This is a genomic window from Acinetobacter sp. CIP 102129 (assembly GCF_000368305.1).
Taxonomy (GTDB): domain Bacteria; phylum Pseudomonadota; class Gammaproteobacteria; order Pseudomonadales; family Moraxellaceae; genus Acinetobacter; species Acinetobacter parvus.
Window position 1 is genome coordinate 51,518 of sequence record NZ_KB849341.1, and the last position, 1,670, is coordinate 53,187.

Annotated in this window: 1 protein-coding gene and 1 pseudogene; one reads left to right on the forward strand and one right to left on the reverse strand. The window is 37.4% G+C overall.

The features are described from left to right. A partial coding sequence (locus F973_RS15465; protein ID WP_004761190.1) for a vWA domain-containing protein occupies positions 1–1,559 on the forward strand: 1,559 nt, incomplete at its 5' end. Between the two features lie 34 nt (positions 1,560–1,593). Here the strand turns inward: F973_RS15465 and F973_RS15685 are convergent. Further along, positions 1,594–1,670 (reverse strand): annotated as a pseudogene (locus F973_RS15685) (RNA-guided endonuclease TnpB family protein); the annotation flags it as partial.

The following is a 1,670-nucleotide window of genomic DNA, read 5'->3' on the forward strand; positions in this document are numbered from 1 at the left end:
CACCAACACCAACACCAACACCAACACCAACACCAACAACCGTACAGACTGAGGCAACTGTTAGTAGCACGAAAGCGAATATTGCTATTTTTGGTGCAGTTGATAAAAACTTTTTCACTGAAACAGCTTTAGCATCAAATACTGGCGTACTATTACTAGATGATACTCAAGCCAATGCTGTCGGTTTTGCATTGGATTTAAAAAATAATCCAAAAACACTTGACGAATTGACCACGAAATATTTATCAGATTTCACACAACTTTTGAAAGATAATGGTGCTACCGTTAATGTGTTAGTCAATAAAATTTCTAAAAACTCACAATCTGATGTTGCACATATTACTTTAGAATTAGATTTTAAAACTGCTCAAAATGTCCGTAAAATTCGTGAATTATTAATTTCACATTTGAATGGCAATGTTGCACTAACAACATTACCAGCTACAGTAACTGATCAAAATGTAAAATTACGTCTTAACTTAGCCTTTTGGATTGCTAACCAGACTGGCTTCCTTTGGGCAAATAGCTATAGTATTAATCAAGCAACAGTAGTAAATAAATTATATGGTGATCTCAACATTGCTACTGCTTTATCAAGTAATGTACCGATAGAAATTAAAACGGTTTCAAATGAATTTACACAGAATGCAACAGGCTCTAATGCTGTTGATATTCTCTGGTCAATTGATTCCTCTGGATCAATGGGTCAAGAACAAAGCAATCTTGCAAATGGTGCAACACAATTCTTTAACACGCTTAATAAAGCAGGGATTGATTATCGCTTAGCCGCAACAACTCAAGATGCTCGTACTTGTACTACTTTACGTACATTAACAGATGGTACAACCAATTTTATTGATAAGAACACTGTCAATGCAGAAGCAGAATGGAAAAAACTTTCCACGCCAGGCACATCAGGCTCAGGTACGGAAACAGGTTTTTATTGTGTACGTGAAGCAAATTTAACTGGTTTTGATCGTACAAACGCGAAAAATCTTGTGGTATTTTTATCAGATGAACCAGAGAATGAGACTGTTTACGGTAGTCGTCCATCTGGAGCATCTACTAATTATACAATACGAAGTTTTAATGATTATAAAGACTATTTCGTCAAAACAGGTTCAACCTACTTCTCCATTGTAGGTACAGGAACTTTACTTAGACCAGACTTCACCACTACCCGACCAGACGATCCAAATTTTTCTTGTAATGGTCAAGGTGGTAGTGCCTCTGGTGGCGCACACTTTAAAGAAATCTCACGTTTGACAGGCGGCAGCTCTGCTTCTATTTGTACAGATGCAGCAAGTTGGTCCGTTGTATTTGATGAGATTATTAAATCTGCTTCTGGTCTAGCCAGTAGTTTCACCCTTACACAAACACCAATTCCATCATCAGTGAAAGTCACCGTTGAAGGACAGAATGTTGCTCGTGATGTAAGTAATCAAAATGGCTTCGATTTAATTTATAGTAATACTGGAACTTCTGTGGTCTTCTTTGGTAATGCTATTCCACAAGCGAATCAAAAAGTTAATGTTGAATATAAATATCTAGCAAAATAACTTAATTTGCTGATTAATTGACATCCTCCCCGACCTAAAGGACGGGGATTCCTCCTGCGAGACGCTCATGTCCGAGCGCAAGAATATTCAGTGCGGAATTTACATCCCGAT